Annotated in this window: 28 protein-coding genes; 13 read left to right on the top strand and 15 right to left on the bottom strand. The window is 49.1% G+C overall.

The features are described 5' to 3' along the window. Positions 1-93 precede the first annotated feature (93 nt). Complete coding sequence (locus AC0Z7K_RS06020) at positions 94-1,458, top strand: glycoside-pentoside-hexuronide (GPH):cation symporter (protein ID WP_485613337.1); 1,365 nt, start codon at positions 94-96, stop codon at positions 1,456-1,458. A gap of 63 nt (positions 1,459-1,521) precedes the next feature. Here the strand turns inward: AC0Z7K_RS06020 and purB are convergent, their stop codons facing one another. The 5 genes from purB to rluE all read right to left on the bottom strand — a co-directional run bounded on the left by purB (position 1,522) and on the right by rluE (position 6,137). Further along, complete coding sequence (gene purB, locus AC0Z7K_RS06015; RefSeq protein WP_485613335.1) at positions 1,522-2,892, bottom strand: adenylosuccinate lyase; 1,371 nt, start codon at positions 2,890-2,892, stop codon at positions 1,522-1,524. A gap of 23 nt (positions 2,893-2,915) precedes the next feature. Continuing rightward, on the bottom strand, positions 2,916-3,542 hold the full coding sequence (hflD, locus tag AC0Z7K_RS06010) for a high frequency lysogenization protein HflD (protein WP_213052303.1): 627 nt from the start codon (positions 3,540-3,542) through the stop codon (positions 2,916-2,918). 191 nt (positions 3,543-3,733) lie between these two features. Beyond that, positions 3,734-4,843 carry a tRNA 2-thiouridine(34) synthase MnmA gene (mnmA, locus tag AC0Z7K_RS06005; protein ID WP_413529507.1) on the bottom strand — a complete coding sequence of 370 codons (1,110 nt, stop codon included), beginning with the start codon at positions 4,841-4,843 and terminating at the stop codon, positions 3,734-3,736. Positions 4,844-5,071: 228 nt separating this feature from the next. Next, the gene (locus AC0Z7K_RS06000) at positions 5,072-5,518 is read right to left on the bottom strand and encodes an NUDIX hydrolase (protein ID WP_485613334.1); all 447 of its coding nucleotides are present in this window, start codon (positions 5,516-5,518) and stop codon (positions 5,072-5,074) included. Beyond that, positions 5,511-6,137, bottom strand: coding sequence for a 23S rRNA pseudouridine(2457) synthase RluE (gene rluE / locus AC0Z7K_RS05995; protein ID WP_485613332.1), 627 nt, complete (start codon positions 6,135-6,137; stop codon positions 5,511-5,513). Before rluE ends, AC0Z7K_RS06000 begins: the two co-directional genes overlap by 8 nt. 132 nt (positions 6,138-6,269) lie before the next feature. On the opposite strand from rluE, the gene icd reads away from it, so the two are divergent. Beyond that, positions 6,270-7,523: an NADP-dependent isocitrate dehydrogenase gene (gene icd / locus AC0Z7K_RS05990; protein ID WP_056778851.1), complete on the top strand. Its 1,254-nt coding sequence runs from the start codon at positions 6,270-6,272 to the stop codon at positions 7,521-7,523. Between the two features lie 241 nt (positions 7,524-7,764). Continuing rightward, positions 7,765-9,276 carry a sensor domain-containing diguanylate cyclase gene (locus AC0Z7K_RS05985; protein ID WP_485613399.1) on the top strand — a complete coding sequence of 504 codons (1,512 nt, stop codon included), beginning with the start codon at positions 7,765-7,767 and terminating at the stop codon, positions 9,274-9,276. Between the two features lie 43 nt (positions 9,277-9,319). Here AC0Z7K_RS05985 and AC0Z7K_RS05980 read toward each other — a convergent pair whose 3' ends face one another. Next, positions 9,320-9,505 (bottom strand): hypothetical protein, encoded by a 186-nt coding sequence (locus tag AC0Z7K_RS05980; RefSeq protein WP_413529915.1) that lies wholly within the window; start codon positions 9,503-9,505, stop codon positions 9,320-9,322. A gap of 375 nt (positions 9,506-9,880) precedes the next feature. Between AC0Z7K_RS05980 and AC0Z7K_RS05975 the strand changes: the two genes are divergently transcribed. Continuing rightward, the gene (locus AC0Z7K_RS05975; RefSeq protein WP_413529910.1) at positions 9,881-10,168 is read left to right on the top strand and encodes a hypothetical protein; all 288 of its coding nucleotides are present in this window, start codon (positions 9,881-9,883) and stop codon (positions 10,166-10,168) included. A gap of 67 nt (positions 10,169-10,235) precedes the next feature. On the opposite strand, the gene AC0Z7K_RS05970 is transcribed toward AC0Z7K_RS05975, so the two are convergent. The 3 genes from AC0Z7K_RS05970 to AC0Z7K_RS05960 form a co-directional block, all read right to left on the bottom strand. Next, a complete protein-coding gene (locus AC0Z7K_RS05970) occupies positions 10,236-10,451 on the bottom strand; it encodes a hypothetical protein (RefSeq protein ID WP_413529909.1) in 216 nt (71 codons plus the stop codon). A 134-nt stretch (positions 10,452-10,585) separates the two neighbouring features. Further along, positions 10,586-12,226, bottom strand: a complete 1,641-nt coding sequence (locus AC0Z7K_RS05965) for an ABC transporter substrate-binding protein (RefSeq protein ID WP_485613330.1) — start codon at positions 12,224-12,226, stop codon at positions 10,586-10,588. Between the two features lie 128 nt (positions 12,227-12,354). Next, a complete protein-coding gene (locus AC0Z7K_RS05960; RefSeq protein ID WP_112168753.1) occupies positions 12,355-12,546 on the bottom strand; it encodes a YdfD/YebW family protein in 192 nt (63 codons plus the stop codon). 203 nt (positions 12,547-12,749) lie between these two features. On the opposite strand from AC0Z7K_RS05960, the gene AC0Z7K_RS05955 reads away from it, so the two are divergent. Then, on the top strand, positions 12,750-12,995 hold the full coding sequence (locus AC0Z7K_RS05955) for a DUF2766 family protein (protein WP_413529907.1): 246 nt from the start codon (positions 12,750-12,752) through the stop codon (positions 12,993-12,995). Between the two features lie 61 nt (positions 12,996-13,056). Here AC0Z7K_RS05955 and AC0Z7K_RS05950 read toward each other — a convergent pair whose 3' ends face one another. Both AC0Z7K_RS05950 and AC0Z7K_RS05945 read right to left on the bottom strand, forming a co-directional pair. After that, positions 13,057-13,293, bottom strand: a complete 237-nt coding sequence (locus AC0Z7K_RS05950) for a YobH family protein (RefSeq protein ID WP_485613329.1) — start codon at positions 13,291-13,293, stop codon at positions 13,057-13,059. A gap of 182 nt (positions 13,294-13,475) precedes the next feature. Beyond that, the gene (locus AC0Z7K_RS05945) at positions 13,476-16,169 is read right to left on the bottom strand and encodes an autotransporter outer membrane beta-barrel domain-containing protein (protein WP_485613327.1); all 2,694 of its coding nucleotides are present in this window, start codon (positions 16,167-16,169) and stop codon (positions 13,476-13,478) included. Between the two features lie 779 nt (positions 16,170-16,948). On the opposite strand from AC0Z7K_RS05945, the gene mgrB reads away from it, so the two are divergent. The 4 genes from mgrB (at position 16,949) to AC0Z7K_RS05925 (ending at position 18,257) form a co-directional block, all read left to right on the top strand. Next, on the top strand, positions 16,949-17,077 hold the full coding sequence (mgrB, locus tag AC0Z7K_RS05940; protein ID WP_461492218.1) for a PhoP/PhoQ regulatory lipoprotein MgrB: 129 nt from the start codon (positions 16,949-16,951) through the stop codon (positions 17,075-17,077). A gap of 102 nt (positions 17,078-17,179) precedes the next feature. Continuing rightward, a complete protein-coding gene (locus AC0Z7K_RS05935) occupies positions 17,180-17,452 on the top strand; it encodes a YebO family protein (RefSeq protein ID WP_413529903.1) in 273 nt (90 codons plus the stop codon). A 120-nt stretch (positions 17,453-17,572) separates the two neighbouring features. Next, a complete protein-coding gene (locus AC0Z7K_RS05930; protein ID WP_413529914.1) occupies positions 17,573-17,887 on the top strand; it encodes a phage protein NinX family protein in 315 nt (104 codons plus the stop codon). Positions 17,888-18,020: 133 nt separating this feature from the next. Further along, positions 18,021-18,257 carry a DUF4060 family protein gene (locus AC0Z7K_RS05925; protein ID WP_013576199.1) on the top strand — a complete coding sequence of 79 codons (237 nt, stop codon included), beginning with the start codon at positions 18,021-18,023 and terminating at the stop codon, positions 18,255-18,257. A 59-nt stretch (positions 18,258-18,316) separates the two neighbouring features. Here the strand turns inward: AC0Z7K_RS05925 and AC0Z7K_RS05920 are convergent, their stop codons facing one another. Next, entirely contained in the window at positions 18,317-18,589 is a 273-nt protein-coding gene (locus AC0Z7K_RS05920) for a hypothetical protein (protein WP_485613326.1), read from the bottom strand. 193 nt (positions 18,590-18,782) lie between these two features. Here AC0Z7K_RS05920 and AC0Z7K_RS05915 point away from each other — a divergent pair, with 193 nt between their 5' ends. The 3 genes from AC0Z7K_RS05915 (at position 18,783) to cspE (ending at position 21,265) form a co-directional block, all read left to right on the top strand. After that, complete coding sequence (locus AC0Z7K_RS05915) at positions 18,783-19,772, top strand: MBL fold metallo-hydrolase (RefSeq protein WP_485613325.1); 990 nt, start codon at positions 18,783-18,785, stop codon at positions 19,770-19,772. A gap of 1,125 nt (positions 19,773-20,897) precedes the next feature. Beyond that, the gene (locus tag AC0Z7K_RS05910; RefSeq protein ID WP_071823629.1) at positions 20,898-21,014 is read left to right on the top strand and encodes a DUF2627 domain-containing protein; all 117 of its coding nucleotides are present in this window, start codon (positions 20,898-20,900) and stop codon (positions 21,012-21,014) included. 41 nt (positions 21,015-21,055) lie between these two features. Next, entirely contained in the window at positions 21,056-21,265 is a 210-nt protein-coding gene (gene cspE, locus AC0Z7K_RS05905; RefSeq protein ID WP_002221949.1) for a transcription antiterminator/RNA stability regulator CspE, read from the top strand. A gap of 54 nt (positions 21,266-21,319) precedes the next feature. Here cspE and pgeF read toward each other — a convergent pair whose 3' ends face one another. Then, the gene (gene pgeF / locus AC0Z7K_RS05900) at positions 21,320-22,021 is read right to left on the bottom strand and encodes a peptidoglycan editing factor PgeF (RefSeq protein ID WP_485613314.1); all 702 of its coding nucleotides are present in this window, start codon (positions 22,019-22,021) and stop codon (positions 21,320-21,322) included. Between the two features lie 146 nt (positions 22,022-22,167). On the opposite strand from pgeF, the gene rlmA reads away from it, so the two are divergent. Further along, the gene (rlmA, locus tag AC0Z7K_RS05895; protein ID WP_485613312.1) at positions 22,168-23,007 is read left to right on the top strand and encodes a 23S rRNA (guanine(745)-N(1))-methyltransferase; all 840 of its coding nucleotides are present in this window, start codon (positions 22,168-22,170) and stop codon (positions 23,005-23,007) included. Between the two features lie 27 nt (positions 23,008-23,034). Here rlmA and AC0Z7K_RS05890 read toward each other — a convergent pair whose 3' ends face one another. Beyond that, positions 23,035-23,493 carry a DUF986 family protein gene (locus AC0Z7K_RS05890; RefSeq protein WP_112168763.1) on the bottom strand — a complete coding sequence of 153 codons (459 nt, stop codon included), beginning with the start codon at positions 23,491-23,493 and terminating at the stop codon, positions 23,035-23,037. Positions 23,494-23,598: 105 nt separating this feature from the next. Further along, positions 23,599-24,441: a PTS mannose transporter subunit IID gene (locus AC0Z7K_RS05885; protein WP_112168764.1), complete on the bottom strand. Its 843-nt coding sequence runs from the start codon at positions 24,439-24,441 to the stop codon at positions 23,599-23,601. Position 24,442: the final 1 nt, after the last annotated feature.

The raw sequence follows: 24,442 nt of genomic DNA, 5'->3' as shown, positions 1-24,442 counted from the left end.
GCATAAGACATAAATGAAAAATCAGAATACCCCCTATCCACGTCAACAATTATAAAGACAGCGGAGTTCAAATTTAAAAATAAAGGTGAATACATGTCGGCGTTAACTGAAAGGATCACCAACAAAGAAAAACTGGGTTTTGGATTAGGCGATGCAGCAAGTCATATCGTTTTTGATTCCTCCGTTGCCATTCTGGCTTACTTCTATACCAATATTTATGGTCTTTCTCCTGCGGTAATGGGGACGTTATTTTTAGTGGTACGAATTTTAGATGCCATTACTGATCCGATTATGGGGGCGATCGCCGATCAAACGAAAAGCCGCTGGGGTCGTTTCCGTCCATGGTTACTGATTATTTGTGTCCCGTTTGCCGTGAGCTGCGTACTGGTGTATTCCACACCAGATTTCGGGCAAACGGCAAAAATCGTGTATGCAGTACTGGCATATATTTTTATGACCGTCATGTATACGGCCATTAATATTCCTTACTGCTCTTTAGGTGCAGCGATTACGGCCGACCCGCAGGATAACCTGTCGTTGCAGTCGTGGCGCTTTGCCATTGCGCCAATCGGTGGTGCTATGGGGACGGCATTAATCCTGCCACTGGCTGATTTTATCGCACCGGGCGACCGGGCCTCTGGTATGCAATGGGCGATGGGGATTTTCGGGGTGATTGGTTGCCTGATGTTTCTGACCTGCTTCCTGACGACCCGCGAGCGTATTACTCCGGTCAAAGAAGAGAATATGAACATCCTGCGGGATGTCCGAATTCTGATGAAAAACGATCAGTGGCGTATTCTGTCCGTGTATAACCTGGCCATGCTTTGTGGTGTGGTGGTGCGTGGCAGTCTGCTGGTCTATTTCGTGCAATATGTTTTGCATCAGGGAAGCGGCATTATTTCCATCTTTATGCTGGCGACCACGGTAGCCGCCGTCATTGGCAGCTTATTCGCCAAGTCCCTGGGTTCATGGATGTGTAAAATTCGTGCTTCCGTATGGGTCAACGTATTAAGTGCGCTGATCGGACTGTTATTCTTTATCCTTCCAACGGAATATTGGATCCCAGCGTTTATCGTGCATATTGTTCTTAATCTCTTGCAAGGCATTAATGCGCCGCTACAGTGGTCGATGATTACGGATGCCAATAATTATGGTGAATGGAAAACCCAGCGCCGAATTACGGGCATGAATATAGCAGCGAATATTTTTGTGATTAAACTCGGCGTAGCCATTGGTGGCGCACTGACCGGATGGGGGCTGGCGTGGTTTGGTTATCAGGCTGGTGTGGAACAACAATCAGCCGAAGCGGTTCGCGGCGTACTGATTCTGTTTACTGTTCTGCCAGCGATTTTCTATCTGATTACAGCTTTCTCTATCCGATATTATCGTTTAACCGAAGATCGCATGAACGACATCATAGGCGATTTGCGTCAGAGTAAATTCCAGACGCAGAGTTAGTCATTTGAGTGAAGAGTACACAGACGCGCTATCTTTTGGAGGCGCGTCTGTGAAGGGCAATGCTTACTTCAGCTCATCAACCATTTTGGTCGCACGTCCAATGTAGTTACCCGGCGTCATAGCTTTAAGGCGCACTTTCTCTTCTTCCGGTAATTCCAAAGAATCGATAAACGTCTGCATGCCCGCCGCATCAACACGTTTTCCACGGGTTAGCTCTTTCAGCTTCTCATAAGGCTTTTCGATGCCATAACGGCGCATCACGGTTTGGATTGGCTCAGCCAGCACTTCCCAGTTGTGATCCAGTTCGTTCGCCAGATTCGCTTCGTTCACTTCCAGCTTGCTGACGCCTTTCATCGTTGCCTGATAAGCGATCAGAGCGTAGCCCAGACCGACACCCAGGTTTCGCAGCACGGTGGAATCCGTCAGGTCACGCTGCCAGCGGGAAACCGGCAGTTTGCTCGCCAGATGCTGCAATACCGCGTTAGATAAGCCAAGGTTGCCTTCAGAGTTTTCGAAGTCGATCGGATTAACTTTGTGCGGCATGGTGGATGAACCAATTTCGCCCGCGATGGTGCGCTGCTTAAAGTGGTTCAGGGCAATGTAACCCCAGATGTCGCGGTCAAAGTCGATCAGAATGGTGTTGAAACGCGCGACGCAGTCAAATAGCTCGGCGATGTAGTCATGCGGCTCGATTTGTGTCGTGTACGGGTTCCAGGTCACGCCCAAAGAGGTAACAAATTCTTCGCTGAACTGATGCCAGTCCACTTCAGGGTAAGCCACGATGTGGGCGTTGTAGTTGCCGACGGCGCCATTAATTTTGCCGAGGATCTCAACGTTTTCCAGCTGTTTGAACTGGCGATCCATACGGTACGCGACGTTAGCCAGTTCTTTACCGATCGTAGATGGCGTAGCAGGCTGGCCGTGAGTACGGGACAGCAGAGGAATGTCGCGGTATTTATGCGCCAGTCCTTTTACTGCATCAATGATTTGTTTCCAGTACGGCAGGACGACGTCCTGACGGGCGGTTTGCAGCATCAGCGCGTGAGACAGGTTGTTGATGTCTTCAGAAGTACAGGCGAAGTGAATAAACTCTGACACCGCATGCAGGGCAGGGATAGCGGCCACTTTTTCTTTCAGGAAATACTCAACGGCTTTGACGTCATGGTTGGTGGTTTTCTCGATATTTTTAATGCGCTGAGCGTCATTAACATCGAAATTGGCCACTAACTGGTCAAGGAAAGCGTTTGCGTCGGCACCAAATGCAGGGACTTCTTTAATTTCTGCACAGGCGGCCAGTTTTTGCAGCCAACGTACTTCAACCTGCACACGAAATTTCAGCAGGCCAAATTCGCTGAAAATAGTACGCAGCGCGCTGACTTTATCACCGTAGCGTCCATCAACGGGGGAAACGGCGGTCAGTGAGGATAATTCCATCGGTAGCAACTCCTGGGATCTTATTAACAATGAGCGAGAATATTTTTCGCCTGTTCAAACAAGCGATTACGAGAAAACATCAACTGCAGACGACCTCCACCAACCTGATGCCACAGCACCGCAGAGCGGATGCCGGCCAGTAAAATGGCGCGGACTTTAGCCTGAACCTGCGAATTTTGTAAAATAGCCGGTGAGCCGGTGACCTGAATACGCGGACCCGCCGGGCTGACTACGTCGACGTAAATCGAGGCCAGTGAACTTATCATGGTGTCGGATTCGAGTTCATAATGCGCCAGCTGGCGATCAAGCTGATCGATACGTTCACCCAACTGATTCATAGCTGATTTATTGGCGTACAGCTTGCGCTCGAGCACCATCAGGCTTAATGCATAGCGCGTTAACTCAGCGCCGGGTCCCTGACGGTTGGCGTTCAGCACGCCAAGCAGCGTTTCGAGCCCCATTTTCAAATTGGCTTCATTATTTCCGTACACCGCCAGCGTGGAAGCAGGATTCATCTCCAGCAGGCTGCGCAGCGAAACTGACATTTCTTCCTGAGCGCATTGGCCGTCGTGTGCCAGTTGCTGAACCAGGCGCGCTGCCTGACAGATCCCCGCCAATGCCAGCGTAATGTCATAATAATTTTTAGCCACGTTTACTCCTGTAAGCGTTTTCGAAACGATGAGACGCGGTGCCAAAGAAAATAGCCCAAACTAATGGCGACAGATCATGCCATAAAACTGCCTCTAAACACAGTTCGGAATCAGTGCAGATGCTACTTACGGGCAGAAATAAAACGGGACGCCCGAAAGCGTCCCGTATTCAACCCTCTGATTGTTCAGTATCAGACCTGAAGCGGCAGGCGTTGTTCAATGACGCCACCACCCAGACAGATTTCACCGAGGTAAAACACCGCAGACTGGCCGGGAGTAACGGCGGCCACGGGGGCGTCGAAACGCACTTCGATGCGTTCATCATCCAGTGGGGTGACTACGCACGGAATGTCCTGCTGGCGGTAGCGGGTTTTCACCGTACAGATCAGCGGGGCGGTCAGCGTCTTGCGATCAACCCAGTGCAACTGCTGCGCAATCAAACCGACCGACATCAGTCGCGGATGTTCATGCCCCTGCGCTACGTAAAGAATGTTGTTTTCAACATCCTTTTCTACGGTGTACCACGGCTCTTCGCCGCCGTCTTTCTGCCCGCCAATGCCCAGACCTTTACGCTGTCCAAGCGTGTGGTACATCAGACCCTGATGTTGACCCATCACCTGACCGTCAACGCTTTTAATCACGCCCGGTTGCGCGGGTAAATAGCGGCCGAGGAAATCGCGGAATTTACGTTCACCGATAAAACAGATACCAGTGGAGTCTTTCTTCTTGGCGGTGATCAAATCGAGGTCTTCCGCGATGCGACGCACTTCGGGTTTCTCCAGTTCACCGACCGGGAACAGGCTTTGCGCGACCTGTTCATGACCCAGCGTGTAGAGGAAATAACTCTGATCTTTGTTGCCATCGACGCCGCGCAACAAATGGCTGACGCCGTCGATATCCTGGCGGCGCACGTAGTGACCGGTGGCGATGTAATCGGCACCCAGATCTTCGGCAGCAAACTCCAGGAAGGCTTTGAATTTGATTTCTTTGTTGCACAGAATATCTGGGTTCGGAGTGCGCCCGGCTTTGTATTCCTCGAGGAATAATTCGAACACGTTGTCCCAATATTCCGCTGCGAAATTCACGGTGTGCAGTTCAATACCCAGCTTGTCGCATACGGCCTGCGCATCGGCGAGGTCAGTAGCTGCTGTGCAATACTCTTCGTCGTCATCCTCTTCCCAATTTTTCATGAAGAGGCCCTCGACCTGATAACCCTGCTGTTGCAGAAGGTAAGCAGATACAGAGGAATCGACACCGCCGGACATCCCGACGATTACTTTTTTCTGGCTGTTGTCAGACATAATAGTCCCGAAACATAGGAATTAATTGCCCGGTACTGACGGTGTTTTTTCTGATGCTTGTCCCACGAGGATGAAGGCCGCGCGCAACAAAAACACCACAGAAACCCGGACATCGGTTTATTGCAAACATTAAACAGAGCGTGCGCAAAAAGAGCGCGCGAAATTTTATCACGTCAGGCCGGTTGCTGCATCGCTGATTCACAGGGAGGCGACAACCGGCGCAGAAGGTTATTCCGGCAGGTTGAAATTTTGCAGGATTTCCAGAGGGTAACGCGGGGATTGCTGATAACAGCGGATGCTTTCGGCCACCAGCGGGGAACGCAGTTGCGGGGAGCCGATGATTTCTTCAGCGCTCACCCAGCGGCACTGATCGATATCGTCATCTTGCGGCGCGGTGTCCAGCATTTCGGGCAGGTCAATCACAAATGCAAAACGCAAAAAGGGGGTGCCGTCCGGTGCCTGCCATTGATGCAGCCCGAGAAAAGATTGCGGTTCGGCGTGGATACCGGTTTCTTCATACAACTCGCGCTTCGCAGCGCTGACTAAAGTTTCGTCCGCTTCCAGATGACCGGCGGGTTGGTTCCAGGTGACTTTGCCGTGGACCGTTTCTTCGACGACCAGAAATTTGCCCTGCGCCTGCACTACGCAGGCGACGGTGACGTGTGGTTTAAACATGTGGGATCTCCTTCCATTGGCCGGGTTGTAAATCACCGAGGGTGTACTCGCCCATACTGTAACGGACGAGACGCAGCGTCGGAAAACCAACATGTGCCGTCATGCGGCGCACCTGGCGGTTTCTTCCCTCGTACAACGTGATTTTTAACCACGAAGTGGGGATCGCTTTGCGCTCTCGGATGGGCGGATTACGTGGCCATAACCATTTTGGCTCATCGACAATTTCGGCGCCAGCAGGCAGGGTAGGGCCATCTTTGAGCTCAATCCCGTTACGCAAAGCCGCAACCGCAGCATCATCCGGCACGCCCTCGACCTGAACATAATAAATCTTACCGGTGCGCTTGCCCGGCTGTGTCAGCGCAGCTTGCAGTTTGCCATCGTTCGTCAGCACCAGTAAACCTTCGCTGTCGCGATCCAGACGGCCTGCGGCATACACGTCTGTTAACGAAATGTAATCTTTTAGTGTCGCCCGACCCCCCTCATCAGTGAATTGTGGCAGTACATCGAAGGGTTTATTAAAGAGAATCACCTTTCTCGGCCCTTTTGGGGCAGATTGTTCTTTGGCGGGCCGTTTGCTGAAACGTTTAACGTTGTGATTCTTAAAAGGTAGCGGGTTCATAGGCATTGAAGTTAGAGAGAATTAGCGCATTATACTTGAAAAATGTTTCGGATTGGCTAGCGGGAAATATTCGAGTAGTATCGACCGGCATCTTACAAATTTTTAACAAAAATGCGCTCGAAGGAGAGGTTAATGGAAAGCAAAGTAGTTGTTCCGGCTGAAGGTAAAAAGATTACAGTAGACGCTCAGGGTAAACTGGTGATTCCTAATAATCCTGTGATCCCATTCATCGAAGGTGATGGTATCGGCGTCGACGTAACTCCAGCCATGATCAAGGTTGTTGATGCGGCAGTTCAGAAAGCCTACAAAGGTGAGCGTAAAATCTCCTGGATGGAAATTTACACCGGTGAGAAATCAGTAGAACTGTACGGCAAAGACGTATGGCTGCCAGAAGAGACACTGGACCTGATCCGTGATTACCGTGTTGCTATTAAAGGCCCACTGACTACGCCAGTTGGCGGCGGCATTCGCTCCCTGAACGTGGCACTTCGCCAGCAGCTCGATCTGTACATCTGTCTGCGTCCGGTACGTTATTACACTGGCACGCCAAGCCCGGTTAAACGTCCAGAAGATACCGATATGGTGATCTTCCGTGAAAACTCCGAAGATATCTATGCAGGTATCGAATGGAAAGCCGGTTCTGCTGAAGCCGACAAAGTGATCAAATTCCTGCAAGACGAAATGGGCGTGAAAAAAATCCGTTTCCCACAGGAATGCGGTATCGGCATCAAACCTTGCTCCGAAGAAGGCACCAAACGTCTGGTTCGTGCAGCCATTGAGTACACCATCACTAACGATCGTGATTCACTGACTCTGGTTCACAAAGGCAACATCATGAAGTTCACCGAAGGTGCCTTCAAGGATTGGGGCTACCAGCTGGCGCGCGAAGAATTTGGCGGCGAGCTGATCGACGGCGGCCCTTGGGTTAAAATCAAGAACCCAAACAATGGCAAAGACATCATCATTAAAGACGTAATTGCTGACGCATTCCTGCAACAGATCCTGCTGCGTCCTGCTGAATACGACGTTATCGCGTGTATGAACCTGAACGGTGACTACATCTCTGACGCCCTGGCGGCGCAGGTTGGCGGTATCGGTATCGCACCGGGCGCAAACATCGGTTCTGATTGCGCACTGTTCGAGGCCACGCACGGTACTGCACCGAAATATGCCGGTCAGGATAAAGTGAACCCGGGCTCCATCATCCTTTCCGCAGAAATGATGCTGCGTCATATGGAATGGTTCGAAGCCGCAGACCTGATCGTCAAAGGCATGGAAGGCGCAATCGCGGCTAAAACTGTGACTTACGATTTCGAACGTCTGATGGAAGGCGCTAAGCTGCGCAAATGTAGCGAGTTTGCCGACGATATGATCGCCAACATGTAATCTATGATTAATCAGGCACTTGATGTCTGATACATGTCGCTTAAGGGAGCCTGAGGGTTCCCTTTTTTTATCGTGTAATCATAGGGTTGCTGTTTATTTTTTCGGCCTTATTGTGCATCCGGGCTGCGGGTGTTAAATATGAGCCACTTTTTGACAGTGGATTGAATTCTTGTTGCGATCACTCCTTTCTCACTCTTTGTTTCGTATCGATCTTCGACGCCTGATCCTGAGCTTGGCTGTGATGAGCGCCTTCGTGACGCTGGCGAACAGTTTTTATGCCAGCTACAGCGTGCAGCGTCAGTTGTTGATCGACAATACGCTCGAAGAGAACCGTGTTTATGCTACAAAACTGGCGGCCAGCACCGAGCAGTTCTTGAAAAGCATGCAAAAGCAGCTCGCATACAGCGGTGTTATCGCAGCGAGCCACTTTGACGATCCAAAAATCCTTCAGTCAGAAACAGCCCGGTTAAAGTATCAGACTGACAGCTTTAACTCGGTTGTGATTACTAACGCAAAAGGGAAGATTCTGGCGACGTCTCCGGACAGTTTGCAACTGATGGGTCAGACACTGAACACGCCGGGGGCGCTCGAAGCTTTGAAACAGCGCCGTCCGATGATCAGTAAACCCTATATCTCGCTGGCTAAAAATCTGGTCATCATTATCTCCACGCCAATTATCAATGCGCAGGGGGAATACCTCGGCTATATTGGCGGCACTATTTATTTGCGGCAAAAAAGTGTTCTGAATGAGCTGCTGGGTGAGCATTATTATCGCGATGGCTCTTACATTGCCGTTCTCGATAATGAACGGCGGATCCTTTATCACCCGGATGCTAGCCGCATTGGTGAAGTGGTGAAACCACGCCCGCTGACTGAGGCAGTAAAACGCAATGCGAACGGCAGTCTGATGGTCACGAATCTGGCAGGGCAGGCGATGCTGGCAGGCTTTGCGGTGGTTCCGTCGTCCGGATGGGAAATTGTCACACAAAGGCCAACAGATTCGACGCTTAAACCGCTCGAAGGTCTGATGTTTAAAGTCCTGAGACATCTGACGCCGCTGGCATTAGTGACGCTGCTGGTTGTCTGGTTATTCTCGCGCTTAATCTCCCGACCGTTGTGGCTGCTGGCGCGCAGCGCTAATGAGATGGATAAGCCAGATGTTTCTACAAACATCCGTGAAATTCCCTCGTGGTATTTTGAATCGACACAGTTAAAACGCGCGTTGCTGATTGGTATTAACCTTTTGCAGAAGAAAATCGGCAAGCTCAAGTTCGAAACGCAGACTGATCCGATGACCGGTTTGTTCAATCGCCGTGGGCTGGCAATGACGCTGGAGACGGTTGTGCAACTGCGCCAGCAGTTTGCGGCGATTACGCTGGATATCGATCACTTTAAGTCGATTAATGATTCGTACGGGCATGATATTGGCGATGAAGTGATCAAATCTTTGGCTGAACAGATTCGACATAACGCGCGGGAAAGCGATATTTTGTGCCGCGTGGGTGGAGAGGAATTCCTGGTTCTGTTGCCGGGCACTCAGTTGGGTGAGGCTGAAATGATAGCTGAGCGTTTGCGCGAAAATGTAGAAACACTGGTATTGCCGGGTATCAGACCGATCACGATTTCCCTTGGCGTTGCATACTGGAATCAGCAACAGGGTGAGCCTGAGAAAGCGCTGAAAAGGGCAGATGAAGCGCTGTATCAGGCTAAGAAAGAGGGCCGCAACCGCGTCGTGGTCTCTCATAAAGAGTGACGGCAAGTCATCCTCAGGGCAACGAATGCCCTGAGGGAGTGAGTTATTTTGCGTCTGAAGTCTGCTGTTTCTTCGCCTGCTGTGCCGCCAGATGATGGCCAACTGCACACCCCGCCATGGCGCCAATCACTGCATGATGTTTGAGATGCCCCGCCACACCGCCAACGACAGCGCCTTTGAGACAACCTGCTGCCTGCGCAAATGAACTTATCAGCAATAATCCCGCCATTGCCGTGCCAAAAATTAATGTTTTACCCACGTTTCCTCCTGCATAAACAACGCCTTTTATCGACAACTGTTCAACCGACCCACAGTGCTATGGCAGAAAATGTCATATCGTGTTGAGAGTTGTCATTTCGGGTTCTGTAAGCAGTTACTGCTGTTGTTACGCTTTCGTATTGCGGCTGCCCGTGTGTAGGGACGGTTTGAGATAAGTCATGGTTACATCTGAACTGCCGGGAAAGGGCTCATTGAAGGGCGGTTTACTTTGGCGGGCAGGAGCAGGTCGCTTTTTGTAACTCTGCTAAACTTAACGTCAGTAACCGGCGGAATTCGGCTTTCTTTGCTGTTTCCGGTTATTTCCACCCGTGAAGAGGATGCCGCTATGACGCATCAAGAACAATTGGACGCCCTGATGGTTCGCATTGACGCGCTGGAACAACGTGAAAGGCAGCTGACTTACGCCTCGAACGCCTATCAGGCCATCCTGACGACTTTGTTGGGAACCCTCGATAAATCTACGCGCGACCGGGTGATCAACATGGTCGATCAGGCACACGACGTGGCGTATGCCCGCGCAAATCTGGAGCAAAAAGGGAATATTCTTGGCGCAGATGATATTACTCAGCGCATTTTCCTCTTCGCACAAGGCCGCGCCGCACAATCGAGGTAAGGGCAATTTATTGATGGTATTTGGTTTGTCACCCGAAAAGGCAACGGGATTTGCGTCTGCCTCAAAATCAGGAGCGGCGGTCGGTTTTAAGCATATTTATTGCAGCGCCAAGTAAAATGCGGCGCTGTACGCCGGTTGCGCAGGCCAGTTGTCGTTCAAGATGACCCGTCAGCGCATCTACGCTCAGCGGTTCACCCCGATGACGCATCTGAATCACCCCATCGCCAATGATTCGCGCAACTTCATCCCATAGTGGTTGTATCTCACTTTCCGAGAATTTCATTATCGCTCCCGTTTGTGTGATTTACGTACAATCTAACATCTGATGGGCAGACGGCAAAGAGGCGGGCGGTGAAAGCAGGGCAGAAAAATTGAGATGCCTCTTCCTGTTTCTAGGCAGGAAGAGGCAGGGCTGATTTAGTGCTTAATGACGTAGAGATCTTTGGTATAGATGTAGTTCAGCAGACTATCCTGGAACCCGCCAACGTAAGGCTTAACCAGCCGCGGGCTGACATAATGGTATAGCGGGATGACAGGAGACTGGTCTGTGAGCACGTCTTCCGCTTGCTGGTATGCCTTTCCAACTTCCGCTTTATCCGTGGCTTTTAATGCATCATCTAAGGCTTTATCGTAAGCGGAATTGCTGAATTTCGGTGTGTTCTCGCTGTTGCCTGTGCGTAAGGTATTCAGGAAGGTTGAAGGTTCGTTGTAATCGGCAATCCAGGCGTAACGCACGACATCATAAGTGCCCTGATGCATGGTATCGAGCATAGTTTTCCATTCCTGATTTTGGAGGACGGCATCTACCCCCAGATTCTTTTTCCACATGGATGCTGCGGCAATGGCAATACGCTGATGTGACTCTGACGTGTTGTAGAGCAGATTGAATTTCAGCGGATGGTCCGGGCCAAAACCGGCTTCTTTCAGCAATTTCTTCGCTTCTTCATTACGCTGTTCTTGTGTCAGGCCCGCTTCTTTGGGTTTTGAGAAAGTAAAACCACCTGTGTTATCCGGCGATAAATGCCAGGCGGGTGTTTGCCCCTGACCTAAAACTTTGTCGGCAATGATTGATTTATCTATCGCCAGATTCAGCGCTTTACGCACACGGACATCGTTGAACGGGGGTTTTTGTGTGTTCATTGCGTAGTAATAAACGGCGAGATAAGGGCTGACATGCACCTGCGAGCCAAGCTCTTTTTTCAATGATACGAACAATGTCGCAGGGATCGTGGCTGTGATGTCGATTTCGCCTGCTTTGAACCGGTTTACATCCGCCGTAGGGGACGCAATGGGCAGATAAGTGACTTTAGTGATGACGGTGTGTGCGTTATCCCAGTAAGTCGGGTTGCGTACAGCAGTAATACGTTCGTTCACCGTCCAGGTATCGAGCTTGAAGGGGCCGCTGCTGACCATGTTGGCGGGCTGTGTCCACTTATCCCCGAACTTTTCGACATTCGCCTGACTGATCGGAGAAAGGGAAGGGTGCGCGAGCATGCCCAGGAAGTAAGACAAAGGCTGGTCGAGGGTGATTTCCAGCGTTTGCTTATCCAGCGCCTTAATGCCCAGCTGATCAGCGGGCTTTTTGCCGCCAATGATGTCGTTGGCATTCAGCACATGCATACTGCCGAGATAACTTTCGTAAGGGGATGCGGTTTTCGGGTCGATGAGGCGTTGCCAGCTGAATACTACGTCCTGTGCGGTGATGGGTGTTCCGTCTGACCAGACGATCCCCTGGCGCAGATGGAATACCCAGGTTTTATTGTCTTTAGATTCCCAACTGCTGGCGAGTGAAGGCTGTGCATTCCCGTCGTTATCGATGGTTATCAACCCGGCAAAAATATCGCTCAAAATATTGAATTCAACGTCACTTTCGACTTTATGCGGATCAAGCGAAGCCGGTTCGCTGCCATTGTTGCGGACGATTTCTTGTTTTACAGCCAGCTCAACGCCTGCGGGAACGGTCGCGGCGTGAGTGGCAAAAGAAGTCAAAAAGCTGGATGAAAGAAAAAGTGCGAGCGGCAGCTTTGCAAAGCTGCCATAAGTTTTACGTATCGTCATTGCCATTTCCTGCCCTGTCAATATGGTTAAATATCAATGAGTAACAGGGTATTCATACCGTTGTTCGGACAGTTTGGCAATCTTTATGAGATTATTAGTATCGACTCTGTGAAAGGCCACGCAACGCGTTAAAAGTCAGCATTGTCGTGTGCGGGGATCCAGTAACCGTCGATAAAATCTTCGATAGGGTAACAACCTGCCTGGCGCAGTCCCTGCTGTTGCATCGCTACGGTGCATTGTTGCTGAGTATTAAAGGCATCCACGACGAAATCTTCGCAGCCTCCGCCCAGATAACAAATGGTCAACACTAGTGCGAACATCGCGTTCCTCCTTCCTTCTGCCGCACTCATAAGCATAGAAGTAATCTGGTGTTAACAACATACGATGAGGTTTGTTTGGTGTTTATTTGTGCGCTAAATCTGCCGTCATAGAGTGTTAATTGCCGGAGAGAGAATTTATTCAGCGAGCGTGATATCCTCGCGGCCATAATTTTTACGAATGGTTTTGATGAAAGGAGCACCCTATGTCTGACGCTTTAACCAGAGAACAAGAATATGAGTCTGATCTGGTTGCCTGCCAGTTGGTGATTAAGCAAATTTTGGATGTGATTGAGATTATTGCGCCTGCCGAAGTGCGTGAGAAAATGTCTCATCAGTTAAAAAGTATCGATTTTAACAAGCATCCTGCCGGGGCCGATCCGGTGACCAAGCGTGCCGTCGAAAAAGCAATTTCGCTGATCGAGCTGAAGTTCACTAAGCACGATAGCTAATTGCCGGTTTCGTGATGCCTGCCAGCGCAGGCATCACGAAGCGCGATCCCTGACAATGTAACTATTTATTATCGACCACTTCGCCTACTTTTTTGAAAACCGGGCAATTAGCCACACCAATCACGCCGCTGTCAGAATGAATATACTGCGAACTGACAATCCCTCTGGCGGTCAAATACTGGCATTTAAGGCCTAAACCTGCTGCATTTTCGCTGCTTCCCACGGTCACGCCGTAGCCTGAAAACAGAAAAATCGCGTAAATCACGGCCAGTACAATAATGGCTTTGATAACACTCATCCCAAACACTCCCCTTGTTATCCATCCTGAGTCTTCAGGATATTGATAAGCATAGTAGAAGTTATTCCGGCGAAGATGTCACTCCTGCTGATTCTTAATCTTAATCCGTTTATTTCAATGCCAAAAAATTGGCTCCTGATAAGGAGCCAATTGATGTTCAATCAACAGCTTAAGACCGGTTATTACCAGCGGTATTTCATACCCAGGTTTGCTGCCCAAGGCTGGTCAACATCGCTGCCGCCGAGGTAATTAGCACCCGCATAAACGGTGAAGTTTTTGCTCATGTCGAACTGACCACCTAAACCAACGCGAACTGCGGAACCATCGATACCATTATCGATACGGTCACCGTTGATATCTGCGTCGTTGTTTGCATCTTCATACACATAGGCCAGAGTGGCGTAAGGGCTGATAGCCTGATCAGCACCGAGGTCGAAGGTGTAACCGATGTTAGAACCTAACTCATAATGCATGCTGTCATAAGCCTGACCGCTCACACGCATGTTGTTGCTCATGCTGTAGTCGTCGTCGCCGATGAACACACCAGTAATGCTTAAGTATGGCGTCATGTACGCTTGTGGTGCGAATTTCCAGTCGTAACCGGCTTTCAGACCGAAGCCCCATGCGTCGGTTGTGCTGTCGCCGGATACTTGCTGACCGTTGCTCATGGTGCTGTCAGTTGAGTTGCTGAAGTGACTGTAGCTCAGAGAAGTATCGAAGAATACGCCATTCTTAAAGTCCAGGCTGGAGTAAACGCGTGCTGACTGGCTATCAGTGTCTGCATCTGCATCATCCATAGACAGGCTTGATTTGGCAAAGCTTGCAGCCATACCGACCAGCCATTGACGATCGCCGCCACCTTCAGTGACTTTATCCAGACCCACCATGATGCCGTTAACGTCCTGATCGTAATCAACAACGCCATTGTCACCGTTCTGCTGGCCACCGAAGTAGTTAACCCACACGCCGCCTTTGTCAACACCTTGGGTGTGACGAGAGCTGTCCATGCGGTTGCTCAAAGTGTCCTGCTCCATGTGCCAGGTTGCCGCATTGGAAGAAGGCAGGCTCAGCGCTGCGTTAGCGGTAGAGGTGATGCCTTGTTTAGCCAGAACCACGGTATCACCCACTTGTTGTGCCTGATATTTATAGGCACCCAAATCGGCGGTGTTCGCGTGAGTAAAGGTAGCGTTGCCGCCGTATGTGCGAATCAGTTCTTTGTTCTGGTAATCAGCAACACGGCCTTCGCCGGTCGCATTATTGATGCGAACCTGATAGTTACCGTCAGTTACGCCATTAATCGCCAGATGGCCGTCAGAGTTCATACCGATAGTTCCGCGATCGTAAACATAGTCAGCGGCAGTTTTGTCGCGGGCATTGTTCATATCGGAATTCAGAACGAATTCACGGCTACCGATATTGAAAGTACCGTCGTCGGTCAGCACCATATTGTGGGTATCAACCTGACCTGCACCTAAGTTCAGTTCAGAGTCGCTACCTACGGTGATGGTGTTAGCATATAAAGAAGCCGTTTCTTCAGTCAGCGTGGCTTTACTGCCTGAATTCAGGTTCAGTGCATCGGTATAAACACCACCATGTGCGGCGACTTTCAGGCTTGATGCATTTGTCAGGGAGACGTTGTCGGCCAGTAGTACGGAATCTACAACATTAACCTGAGACCGATTGTTCACAGTCAGGTTATCGATGTTAGATGATTTGGTGGTATCCCATTCGGAACCGTTGTTCAATGCAACATTGAACAGGCCGCTTTGATAGACTTTATCCCCACTCAGGTAGCCGGTCGTGGTACTGAATACTGAGCTAGGCCAAATGCTGTTCGTGCTACGGTCGTACAAAATGGCATCTGCTTCAACGTTGGAAATGGCTGCGCCAACCCATTTGCTGCCATTGTCCAGGGTCAGATTGAGTTCATCTGTGTCATCCCAACCATTGGTGTCAAGCACACCATCGCCGTTGCCGTCATGACCGCCAACATAATAATTATGATCAAAGCTGCTTTCGAAATAGACGTCGCCGGAGATCGTGGAGTTGTTGAAAACAGCTGTCGTTTTCATTGAATTATCAGCGGCTGAATTAGCAACTACGGAGAGTGCGACATCGTCAGCAGCGGTACCTGAAGCACTGATATTACCATAATCACTAGGTTTATCTGACTGGCCGTAGAAACCGGTGGTTTCTAATTCAGTGTATGAGCCAGATGTCAGTACGGAATCATTAACAGTCAGCGTGTTATCAAAAGTATTACTGTTGTTAACTTCGGTATCAACCCATTGGTAACCTTGTGATAATGCAATGCCGGCTACATGAGAATTGTTTTTGATAACGATATCACTTTCTTGATCCAGCGTGATCGCCACACCTAAATTATAGGTGTTTAAGGTTTCATGGTCGCGAACTTTATTCGCGTCAGTAACGTCGTAATCGTAATGTTCGTAGGTGTCATTGATTGTTGAATTATCAATGGTAAGGTGTAACGGAGATTGGTCATAATCATTACGTGCATCTCCACATTCAGTGGTCAGACATTCAGAAATGATCATTCCGTTAACTGTGGAATTAGTGATATTTAGCGTGTTGCTCGTGTTGTTATCGAAGCCCAGATAATAAGTGGAAATAACACCGTTAACGACAGCATTATTAATTGAAGAGTAGATGTCTCCGCCAACGTAACCGTTATTTGCCCCCTCGTTATCCGCATAACCACGGTATCCAACATGCCCCGTCAGAGCAGTGTCATGATAGAAAGTGTCGTATACGGTACCAGAGATGTCAGCTGACATCGCCGCAGGTGCAGCTACTGCAACAGCGCAGGCCAGCGCTATTTTAGAAACGAAGAACTTTTTATTCCATGCATGCATTTATTAATCCCTCAACAAAAAATAGTCAGCATGAATCAGCTGGAAATAATCCCAGTCATTATGCTTTCATTTATATAACGAAGAGACAGTAAAACTGTTCGACAGCGGGATGATATTTTAATGAGGTGGGTAATTCAACCAAGAAGTTCAAATATAAAGTCGTGAAAAGTGAAATATTTTTTATAGACACCCTGTTGTAATGTTTTTAATTTTACTTTTTTGGAAAGTACATTTCTTTATAACTTACATGTTGAGTTGTTTTATTTGTTTTAATCCCGCTGCTTTGGTTGTGAAGTTAAATGGAATATTGAGGTCTTTCATGAAGGATGGCAGGTAATACCTATGGTGCTTGGGTTTTTGTGGAGTGCCAATCATCTTTAAGTGCTATAAATTTCGAAATTAATCAGTTTCCATTATTTTATCTTTAAGGTGATGCTCCCTTGATTAAAAGCAACTCTTTTTAAGAAATTACGGAGTGAAATTACAGGCGATGATCGTCATTAAGAGATGCTGTTTTATTTGATGCAGATCAAGTGAGGCTGTCAACAATATATTGATAAGAATTATATATTTTTATGTATGATTACCTAAAGTGATTATTGCACGGCGGCGGTGTACAAAATGGCGCGCTTCGTTATATCGTTGTTTAAGATTTCCGTCGTACTATGGAAATCTGTTCCATATCATGTTGGACGTCACCATTGAGCCCTGACAGACGTGCTGTAAACTACAAGAGACCCGCAATCAAATTGAAAAAGCCCGCTTTCAAGTTCAGGAAAATCGTTGTCTTCGTTCTTTTCCTGCTTATCTGTGTCGGTCTATACCTGATGGCACTGAACAGCTATTGCGATCAGGGCGGAAACTTTGACCTAGGCGTGTGTGCGATCACCTCTTTTATCCCCTTTTAAGCGTCAGCTGCATAAGAAAACCCTGTTTTTATGTGAACTGCTTCTCAGACACGCCGGGAGTGATAAGATGTGTGTTCAGAACATTCAGTGGTAGGGTCGTAAATGTTTGATTTTGCAATGGGCCAAAACAGCCTGGCTTCATTGGCGTTGAGTGCACTTTCAGCGCTGTTATTCTTGTTGGTTTGGTTTTTTGTCAGCCGGGCCAGTGTCAGGGCGAACCAGCAGATTGAATTGCTACAGGAAATCGCCGAGCAGCAACGTCAGCAAACAGAGTTGCTCAAGATTCTGACGTCCAGAGCCAAAGGTGCGGAGCCTGTCGATGAGGTAGAAGAGGATTCCGCCCTGAGCCTGCGTGGTTTTATTCCGGAAAGATAAAGATAATGTGCTTTGCTGACCCGCCTCTCAGGCGGGTTTTTTGTTTGTGCTTTCTGGTCATAAATCTGTCTTAATCCTCCGGTAGTCTCCACGCATGTGCACTGCATGATGGAAGAACTGATGATCAAATGGTCCGAAGAAAACGACAGTGATGTAAACCACAGTATTGCCTTACTGACCGGGGAAGAGCCGGAGAAGTGGTATCCCTACGGTGGCGTCAAAGGCAAAGATTATTGCAACAATCCCTCCGATGCGTGGCCTATTATTTGCGCCAATAAAATCAGCATAAACTTTAAAGAGTTGCAGAGCGATCCGCTTTGGCTGGCTGAAATTCAAAGCCCTGATGGACAGTGGCAGGCGCAAAGCAGACGGCCTCTGCGGGCGGCAATGATATGTTTCCTGCTAAGTAAAGAAAGTAAGGCTTGCGCAGAGTAAAAAGCGCGAAGATACTCAGATTGCGACAAAGTATTGCAAAGAAGTGATTCGAATAAGCGTCGCGTAAAAGCGATGCGTATCAAGTGATTAATGTTTCCTCATTTTGACAGTTGTGTCTAAGGCGGAGTCCATTATGAAGCGCATCATTAAAGGTGATAAAACGCTCTCCCATCTGGTGGTTGCTCACGCAGCTATCGACAGTCATGAAAAAGCCTACGGTAAACGCCGACAGGGCTGGCCTTCTACTTACCTCATCAAATATAAAGATGCGCGTGTTGCGGTCGAAGTGGTGACCCGCAGACAATCCTATGTTGCTACCCTCATGATCGGAGCCCGAAATCTAACCAAACTTTGCGGCATGCCTGCCTGATTTCAAGGGACATTCCACCTTAATTCAAACCGTGCCGATTTCCCCGCACGGTTTTTCTTTTATGTGGGTTTTCTGATAAGAGGGGCCTGGCGAAAATTGCCACGTAGAAACGGGCGTTTTAGCATCCGGCAAACTATTGTAATCAGATCAAGCAGCAGAAGCAGAGCGCCTGTCAGTGCGAATACTGCTATGCCTGTCACGGCGAAGATCACGACTTTCAAAGCCGGTGGCAGCGTCATCCTGCGAAAGCGCGAACGCAGCCACAAACGTGCGTACTGTGCCTGAAGGTGCACGATTTCGGTCAGGCGCGATGTGAATGTTTTGCGAGTCATCGTTGTCCTCCTTTTTGAACACTCCCAGTAAAGCACAGAGTTATTAAGAGTTTCTTAACACGTCTCATTGGCAGCAATTGCACATACTTTTGCACTTTCTGCCTGTAGAGATATCCACAAGTATGATAATTAATCTGGATGCAGGACGGCGTCGTACGCTGTTCCCCCTGAAATAGCACCATCCAGGAGTCCTATGTCTGGTAAAAATCCATATTACGATGCGTCAAAAAGCCATCATACGCCTGACGGATTCACCAATATCGAACCGCATAATCGTCAGCAAGGAGATTTCAAACGCTGGCAACAGGAACGCAAAGCGCAGCGGCTACCTCTGCCGCCGGAGAAAGGCTACGATCATTTTATTGAAAACTGGTGGCAGGCCGCCGATTTCAGTGGCACGGATGACCGGTTGTGGTTTTTAGGCCACGCCTGTTTGCTGCTGCGCGTCGCAGGATGTTACATCCTGATGGATCCCGCGTTATCGGAGCGTGCTTCACCGTTGAGATTCTACGGACCGAAACGCAAAACACCGGTCGCTGCCCCGGTCGATCAACTGCCTCCCATCGATGTGGTGATTTTTTCGCATAATCATTATGACCATCTGGACAATGCAACAGTCCGCAAATTGTTACGTCGTTTTCCGCAGGTGCAATTTATGGTGCCCCTTGGCATGAAGCGCTGGCTGGAGAAGCGGGGCGCGCATTTTGTCGAAGAGCTGGACTGGTGGGAAGAGCGTCAGTTCGGCGAACTGACATTATCTACGGTTCCTGCGCGGCACTGGAGTATGCGGACGCCCTGGGATCGTAATCAGTCGCTGTGGTGCGGTTGGGTGGTCTCGCACCCCTTATTGCGCTTTTATTTTTCGGGCGACAGTGGTTACAGCAATCAGTTTGAAAAGATTGGCCAGCGGCTGGGACCTTTTGATTTGGCGGCAATTCCGATAGGTGCCTATGCACCAAGATGGTTCATGAGCGCGCAACATATGGACCCGCAACAGGCGGTAGACGTGTTTTCAGAGCTGCGTTGTCACAAAGCCGTGCCGATTCACTGGGGCGTTTTTGAATTAGCGGATGAATCTCTGGATCAGCCTTTGAAAGAATTAGCGCAGGCGATTTCGGAAAGCATCTCGCCAGATATGAAGTTTTCGCCGTTAAAAATCGGAGCGAGCATCACCAAGGAGTGAAATTACTCCTCATTCAAATTATATGTCAGGAAAAATCTCATTAGGCGATTAATGAGAAGTATTATCACTTGAATGGGATTTTATTTTTCCCTGTCAAAGATGAGGGTTAATGATTTGTTATCATTTATAAGCAAATTGCAAAATACGACAAAAACCCTTGTCAGTATCTCTAAATATTGCCGCATACGGTAGAAAGTTATGCTCTTTATGACCGTAAAGCTTCCTCCTGAGCCTGGCTGAGAGGGCTTTATGCTACGGGAACTCATGGCGTGCAATGAAACACGCGGTCAGTCGTGTTGCAGCAAGCGAACGCCCGTGACGCAAAACCGCGGCCTGCGTGGAGCAAAACACCTGGATATTACGTATCCTGGAATAAATTTTGCGAGGCAGGTCACGGTAATTAATAATTATTATTTATATCGATATCTTATTAGTGAATAAGCGTGTTCAGGGTTTTCTTCAGATTTGAATGTGAATTTAACGAAGTCGCAAACTTTAATTCATTATAATGTAAAAAACGCCTGGCAATGAAATATGCACGCGAGGATTAAGGGCTTTGAATTGAAATCCTCCGTCCGGCTTTTTCACTCACTAATATCCCTGCAAATGTAAAGGCGCACGGTTTAGGTGCATTAATTCCATTTCTTTGTTTTGTTTGCACCATTTTATTCATCCATGACCTTTTTGATTATTGCATAACCAGTCACATAACCTGAAAGCAACATCAGCGGCAGCGTCCTGCGATTGCTTATGGTCTAAATATTCCGCGACTCCTATGAAGGGCTGGTCGTGGCGATCCTGCTCGTGGTCAGCAGGAGACTGATGCGCAAGCCATCTTTCGAGATATCCTTCATAAAAATTCAAATAAAGATGTGTTTTACGCTTACGGTTCTACATTAAATGATCAATAATCGAAACAGGTCGTTATTGTTTTGTTGGATATACCGCTGTACCTGTAAAGCAGAAAAAAGCATGTCTATCAACATATTTCAGCTTAACTGAACACGAAGTGCTATTAAGCGGCTCAAATATGTGCGACATGTCCATCACTGATTAAAAATGGCTTGCCATCGAATTCAGAGTATGTGATAACGCTTCTGGGTAAAACGAGGTACAGTTCTGTATATGTGTGGCATTTTCAGTATAGAAGTTCTGAGTAAAGACGTTCACGTTGAATACCGCTTCTCTGCCGATTCTAATCTTAGTGCCTCAAGCAGTAACGACTCTAGTTTGTCTATGTAACGCCTACGGGCGGTTTAAACAATCCAAAGGAAATACTCAAGATGGCAAAGATCAAAGGTCAAGTTAAGTGGTTCAACGAGTCTAAAGGTTTCGGTTTCATTACTCCTGCTGACGGCAGCAAAGACGTGTTCGTACATTTCTCTGCAATCCAGGGTAACGGCTTCAAAACTCTGGCTGAAGGCCAGAACGTAGAGTTCGAAATCCAGGACGGCCAGAAAGGCCCGTCTGCAGTTAACGTAACTGCAATCTAAGCAGCGTACAGCTGTAAAAAAACCCGCCAAGGCGGGTTTTTTTGTGTCCGGCATTCAGAGAATGATGATCCCGGATTGCTGATTTCGTCCGCTGATGCCCGGATGAGACGGATCTTTTTCCCTCTGATGGCTGTTGCGGCGAAAGCTGGTGTAGTTGAAACCGGTGCCGGTTTCATCCGGAGTACATATCGTGCAATGGCCTGCGTGATCGATGTCGGTAAAGCCCAGCGCGCGTAATTTCGCTTCGGCGATAGCGGCCAGATCCAGATGACGCGGCTTAGGTGATATCAGTGAAGGAGGGAAATCAAGGCGCTGCATATAAGTGTCCGTCAGCTCCTGACTCACTTCATAACAGCAGGCACCTGCCGCCGGGCCGATAGACACCACCCAGTCAGCCGTCTCTCCTGACGCGTTAATTCGTGCAGCCATCTGTTCCAGAATCCCGTCGATCAGTCCCCGCCAGCCCGCGTGAACTACACCGATTTGCTTGCCATCTCTACGGCAGAAAATTACCGGTAAACAGTCCGCTGTGAATACCGCCAGAAGAATGCCGGGCGTCGACGTGAAGAACCCGTCTGCTTCGCCACAGGCCTGAGCAGGCTGAGTAACATCGACTATCCGAACGCCATGCACCTGTTTCTTGGCAGGCCGGGTGGATTCGTAAGGTTGTAACTCAGCTGGAAGCAAGGTGTGCTTATCGCCGAAGCCATGAAGAATACCGGGAATTTGACGGAGTAAGGCTGAGCTGTCACTCATCTCAAGTCTCGTTAAGGAAAGATCATGGCATCAGTGTAGCTGGCTTTTAGTCAGACTTTCCAGCGGTTGCAACCACCCGTCGCCTTCTTTAGACTTAACCTTGTTGCGAATATTCGCCCCTCAGCCTTTTCTTGCAGGTTTCCCGCATGACTTATCAGTGTCCACTTTGTTTCCAGCCCCTTGAGCTGACCGGCCAGCAATGGCGCTGTGCGCAGAATCATCAGTTTGATCATGCTAAAGAAGGCTACGTCAATCTGATGCCCGTGCAGCATAAACGATCGAAGCAACCGGGGGACAGCACTGAAATGATGATGTCACGCCGTGCCTTTCTTGATGCCGGCCACTATCAGCCGCTGCGCGATCGTCTGGTGGCTCTCCTTGATGAAGTGTTGCCGCAAAGCGCGACGGCTCTGCTGGATATCGGTTGCGGAGAAGGGTATTACACGACGGCTATTGCTGAAAGGTTAGCCCTGACACGTGCGATGAAAGTGTATGGGCTGGATGTCGCGAAGGTCGCGATTCGTTATGCGGCGAAGCGGTATCATTCGGCGGATTTTTGCGTGGCTTCCAGCCATCGTTTACCCTTCGCCGAAGCCTCGCTGGACGCCGTGGTGCGGATTTACGCGCCCTGCAAGGCACAGGAGCTGTACCGTGCCGTTAAACCGGGTGGCGTGGTACTAACCGTCGCACCAGGGCCTCGCCATCTGTATCAACTGAAGGGGCTCATTTATCAGGATGTACAGTTACATGCGGAGCTGGATGAACAACTGGAAGGCTTCGAACGGATAGCGACGGAATCTCTGGCCTACGATATGCAGCTGACGGGGACGGAGGCGTTTGATTTATTGCAGATGACGCCTTTTGCATGGCGCGCTTCGCAAGAGGTGATGGCGAATCTGAAGGCCGAGACGGCGTTCAGGTGTGAGACTGATTTCGTCATCAGGTTGCATCAGCGCAAACCAGATGACGAAACTATTAATGCTTAATCTGGCCTTGCAGGGTTGAAGGTCAGACTACTGATTTTCAACCATCACTTTGTAAATCTTCTCTAAATCATCCAGCTCGTTTACGCGGATCAATAACTTCTTCTGTTCTAATTCAAACACCAGCACACCATCTTCAGAAAGATTCATACTGCGGATCCTGTCATACGTGATGAAGGTATTGGCGAAGTAAAAACCTTTGGGCTTAAACAGCAATTTTGGCCAGCGAATAAAAGAGAGATAGAACGCCACCAGCGCCAGACCAATCAACAAATAGTTAGTAAGAGGCGTGCCATTGGCCTGAATATTGTTGTAAAGCAGGATCGCCAGCAGGCCAATGAAGATGATGGAATCGAGCTTATTACGGCGACGAAGATTGACTCTCAGGCGGGTTTTGCCGTTTTTGGCTCCCATGATGAATTCGTCGTAGATGGCATAGGCCAGCAGCATGAAGGTGAAGAGGGCGAGGACGATATCGGTCACTGACATGAAAAAACTCCAGCGTACTGCCAACAGGCAAAGCAAAATAAAAGCAGAAACAGATAAATTCAGGCAATAAAAAAGCCGGAGGAGTGATCCCCCGGCTTGTGGTTATCAGAGACCTAACAGGCCAATCCAGTAACCGAAGATCCCGATGGCGAAGAAGCCAACGATGATCCACAACGCATTCACTTTCCGACGCAGCAGCCACATACAGCCGAAGGTCAGCAGCAATGGCACCAGACCCGGCATCAGCTGGTCCAGAATCGTCTGTACCGTGGTGACCGTAGTATGGCCGGTTTGGTCGGTGATTTTCGATACCACCAGCGGAATGTTAACGTGCGTCCATTTGTTAACCAGTGCCCCCATGACAAAGAGGCCGAGAATAGACGCCCCCTCGGTCAGTTTTTGCAGGAAGCCGCCGCCCATATCACCTACGATATCGACACCTTTTTTGTAGCCATAAGCCACACCGTAATAACGGGTCAGCAGGCGTACAAGGTTAAACAATACGAAGAACAGCAATGGCCCAAGCAGACTACCGGTCATAGCGATACCCGCACCCAGTGCAGCAAACACCGGACGTACAGTACCCCAGAAGATCGGGTCACCCACACCGGCCAGAGGCCCCATCAGACCGACTTTCAGGCCGTTGATGGCCGCGTCGTCGATAGGTGCGCCGTTGGCACGCTGTTCTTCCATCGCCAGCGTTACGCCCAAAACAGGCGCGGCAACATAAGGATGGGTGTTGAAGAATTCCAGATGGCGTTTAATTGCCGCTTTGCGATCGTCGTTATTTTCAGGATAGAGACGACGAATAGCAGGCACCATACAGAAACAGAAGCCCAAAGCCTGCATACGTTCGAAGTTCCATGACCCCTGGAAAAGGTTGGAGCGCATAAACACACCGCGGATGTCGCCTGCCGTGAGTTTTTTAACTTCAGTTTTATCAACCATG

Source organism: Rahnella sp. 1L-D-7-B-C2 (assembly GCF_057290995.1).
Note: the sequence above shows the minus strand (reverse complement) of the source record. Positions and strands in the feature narration are given on the sequence as shown.